This is a genomic window from Lysinibacillus sp. GbtcB16 (assembly GCF_019091145.1).
Classification (GTDB): domain Bacteria; phylum Bacillota; class Bacilli; order Bacillales_A; family Planococcaceae; genus Lysinibacillus; species Lysinibacillus fusiformis.
Genome location: NZ_JAGXJV010000041.1, coordinates 1 through 2,215 on the forward strand (window position 1 = coordinate 1; position 2,215 = coordinate 2,215).

Here is a 2,215-nt window from a genome sequence, read left to right on the forward strand (position 1 = left end):
AGATTTAGAGCTATATTATGCTTATAATGCATCATTATGGTTTGATATTAAGATTTTGCTATTAACTGTTAAGAATGTTGTAGTCGGCAGAGGAGCATATTAAATTTTTTGAGTTGTTTAGAAAGTAGGAGAAATATATGGGAATAAATGTCGAATTACACACCCATACGTGCTATTCGCATGATAGCACTTTAGGCAAGTGGTTCTATTTACTCATGTTAAAATTAAGAAAAATAAATGTAGTAGCGATTACGGATCATGATGAAATTGAGGGTGCGTTAAAATTTAAACCTTTTCTTGAGAAACATTCAATTAGAGTAATTATTGGAGAGGAAATATTTTCTAGTAAGGGTGAAATAATAGGATTATTTATAAATAAAAAGATAAGCCCGGGAAAATCTCCAAGGGATACAATGTTAGAGATAAAAAAACAAGGAGGAATAGTATATATTCCTCATCCATATGATGAAAAAAGATATAAAACAGTTTTGGTGGAAGAAGAGATTCGAAAAAACCTAGATTTAATTGATATCATTGAAGTTCACAATGGTAGAAATATAAAGGGGTGTTTTTCAGAAATTCAATTGGAAATTGCGAACAGATATAATGCAACTAAGGCTATAGGTAGCGATGCACATACATTTATAGAATTAGGTAGAAACTACAATGTTATAGAAGAATTTAATGGTGATCCACAGACATTCAAAGAAAATTTAAAAAGGGCAAAATATGTTCAAAAGGAATGCCTACAGATAGCCCATCATATAACTAAGTTTGCTAGAGTTTTTAAATTAATAAAAAGAGGTAAATACAGTGAATTGTTTAGAATTATCAATAAGAAATTTGGAAATAGAAAGCAAAAAATTAGCAACTAAAATTGAAAAGGATTTTCAGCCAGATGTGGTTATATTTATAGCCAAAGGGTCATTTTTAATAGGACAAACAATAAGTGAATACTTAAGGGTGCCGTTATTAGAAATTCAAGCGGTACGTAAGGGGAATAAGTTAAAAGAATTTATAAAACCTGTAATAAAAATTATTCCTAAATCTCTTAAAGAATATTTAAGACGTAAAGAAATTCAATCTGGAGTTCATAATCAGAATATAGATAGAGAAATTTACTTTGATATGAATAAACATGAGATGAAGAATATAAATAAAATTTTGGTTGTAGATGATTCAGTAGACACGGGGCACACAGCTGGTCAAGTGGTAAAATATTTAGGGAATATGTATACTGAAACGGAAATTAAATTTGCAAGTTTAAATTATTTTAAAGATAGTGTCAATATTTTTAAGGTAGATTACTCTTTATATGAAAATCATATTTTAATGGGACCTTGGTCCAATGATTCCAAATATAATAAAGAATTTATTAAATTATATAATCAATGGAAGGAGGTAAACTATGGAGAAGCCTAAAATTAGTATAGTTGTAGCGGCGTATAATGTTGAGGGTTATATTGAAAAGTGTTTGGAAAGTCTTATTGCGCAGAGTATTAAGGAAATTGAAATATTAGTTATAAATGATGGTTCACGTGACAATACAGTAAATATCGCTAATGAGTTTACAAAGCGTGATAAACGTGTACGAGTAATTTCTCAAGAAAATGGTGGCTTAAGTGCTGCAAGAAATACGGGAATTAATCATGCTAGTGGGGAATTTATAGCATTTGTAGATGGTGATGACTATTTAGATAAATCTATGTATGAGAATTTATATAAAAAAATCATTCCAGGTAATATTGACCTGGTAGTTTGCGGTTTTAAAAAGATCTGGTTAGATGAGGGTGCGAGTAAGCTACGGGAGAAAGAATATTATTTTAACAAAGATCTATTGAATGGTGATGTCCTAGAGAATTTTCTTTGTAAACATGATGAGCCTTTTGTTGTAGCTTGGAACAAGTTATATAGAAAATGAATTATATTTTGAAAATCGTGCTTTTTTTGAAGATGTAGGTTTTATGCCGAGATATTTATATTTTTGTAATAGTATAGAAGTAGTAAATGAAGCTTTGTATTATTATATCCAGAGGGAAGGATCAATAACTCGAAGTTATAATCCGATCATTGATGAATCTCTAGTAAATACAATGAATGTATTAAAAACATTTTTTAAAGAAAGTTCCTACGAGAAATTTTGTGGAGTGGTTGAAGCAAGGTTGTGGATATACTTAATAAACTACTCTTTAGAAAATAAGAAACCTGTAAAAGA

Annotated in this window: 3 protein-coding genes; all 3 read left to right on the forward strand. The window is 29.5% G+C overall.

Annotated features, from left to right (window positions below; genetic code table 11):
• Positions 1–137: 137 nt before the first annotated feature.
• From KVT27_RS23025 to KVT27_RS26825, 3 genes are read left to right on the forward strand one after another with little or no spacing between them, the layout of a single operon-like run.
• On the forward strand, positions 138–875 hold the full coding sequence (locus tag KVT27_RS23025) for a PHP domain-containing protein (protein WP_088046180.1): 738 nt from the start codon (positions 138–140) through the stop codon (positions 873–875).
• Positions 814–1,422 (forward strand): phosphoribosyltransferase, encoded by a 609-nt coding sequence (locus tag KVT27_RS23030; RefSeq protein WP_088046181.1) that lies wholly within the window; start codon positions 814–816, stop codon positions 1,420–1,422. The genes KVT27_RS23025 and KVT27_RS23030 overlap by 62 nt, the downstream gene beginning before the upstream one ends.
• The gene (locus KVT27_RS26825) at positions 1,409–1,921 is read left to right on the forward strand and encodes a glycosyltransferase family 2 protein (RefSeq protein ID WP_254636254.1); all 513 of its coding nucleotides are present in this window, start codon (positions 1,409–1,411) and stop codon (positions 1,919–1,921) included. The genes KVT27_RS23030 and KVT27_RS26825 overlap by 14 nt, the downstream gene beginning before the upstream one ends.
• The last annotated feature ends 294 nt before the right edge of the window (positions 1,922–2,215 follow it).

Bases quoted from the DNA above. Each gene is read 5' to 3' on its own strand.
- KVT27_RS23025 (WP_088046180.1), top strand. From the start codon at position 138: ATGGGAATAAATGTCGAATTACACACCCATACGTGCTATTCGCATGAT.
- KVT27_RS26825 (WP_254636254.1), top strand. From the start codon at position 1,409: ATGGAGAAGCCTAAAATTAGTATAGTTGTAGCGGCGTATAATGTTGAG.